This window comes from Rhodococcus sp. P4_B6, from assembly GCF_056402215.1.
In genome coordinates, this window is record NZ_JBFUHV010000446.1 from 1 (window position 1) to 1,187 (window position 1,187).

Here is a 1,187-nt window from a genome sequence, read left to right on the forward strand (position 1 = left end):
TCGCTGGATCGCTGGACACCGCGACTGTTCTGCGCCATGGTGACGGCTTCTCCTCCGTTGCATTCGTGATTCCCCGTGACCGGATCGAGGCGCGGGTGCCCACATTGCCGCACGCCGGCACCGTCCTCGATGCGACATCCGGACTGGGGCGCGTCGTTGTCGACGTGGTCAGTAGTCTGCGCAGGGAGCGGCACGAGCTCACCGGKAGTCARTTCGAYGCGATMGCCGACCGAATCGTSGATCTCGTGGCGCTCGCCTACAACGCAGACACGGCCRCCCCCTCCGTCGATGTTCAGGAAGGGTTGGTCACCGCSATCCGRCGCTTTGTTCGAGAGAATGCGCACGACCCGAACCTCACAGGWGCCGTGGYGGCGCCGCGYCTCGGCTGGTCGCTCCGGCACGTTCAGGCCCAGTTGCAGCGGATTGGGACAACGCCGTCGGACCTCATCCGAGAGGAGCGTCTGGCGTTGGCCCGGTTGCGTCTTCAGGACCGTGGCTGGAGCCACCAGAGCGTGACTCAGGTGGCGTACTCGTCAGGATTCGGCGACCTCAGCACCTTCAGTAATGCGTACCGGCGGGCCTTCGGTGAGCGCCCGTCCGACACACGTTCTGCGGCAGCCGAAAACGACTGAATCAGCAGACCCGCGGGCCCGCTCGACGACCAGGCTTGCCCGCGGCTCCGCTCATGTCTACTGCGCGCGACGCAAGCGAAGTGCGCTGACCTCCAAGAGATAACGTCAATGCGGTCCTAGCGTAGATAATATGAATAGTGCAACCACCTCCGAAGTGCGACCGGCACCCGACACCCTCTTCTCTGTCGCCGGGAGGACCGCCGTCGTAACCGGTGGCTCACGAGGGATCGGCGCCATGATCGCCCGCGGCCTGGTACAGGGCGGTGCCCACGTTGTCATCACCAGCCGAAAGGAAGAACAGTGCCGCGCGACGGCCGAAGCCATCAATGCCGGGGCAGACGCTGCGGGAACGACAGGACGCTGCACCCCCGTCGCCAGTGACCTGTCGTCGGCCGAAGGGGTGACCGGTCTGGTCGACTGGCTGGGCGAGCACCTGACAAGCATCGACATCCTGGTGAACAATGCCGGGGCCACCTGGGGTGCGCCACTTGAAGAGTTTCCCCTCATCGGTTGGACGAAGGTGCTCAACACCAACCTTGTCGCTCCGTTCTACCT

At 64.8% G+C, this 1,187-nt stretch carries 2 protein-coding genes; both read left to right on the forward strand.

Going from position 1 to position 1,187, the window contains the following annotated elements:
* The first annotated feature begins 365 nt into the window (after positions 1-365).
* Positions 366-632 carry a helix-turn-helix transcriptional regulator gene (locus AC1DWT_RS51435; protein WP_477926296.1) on the forward strand — a complete coding sequence of 89 codons (267 nt, stop codon included), beginning with the start codon at positions 366-368 and terminating at the stop codon, positions 630-632.
* 235 nt (positions 633-867) lie between these two features.
* Positions 868-1,187 (forward strand): SDR family NAD(P)-dependent oxidoreductase (locus AC1DWT_RS51440; RefSeq protein WP_477926295.1); only part of this gene is annotated, 320 nt, incomplete at its 3' end.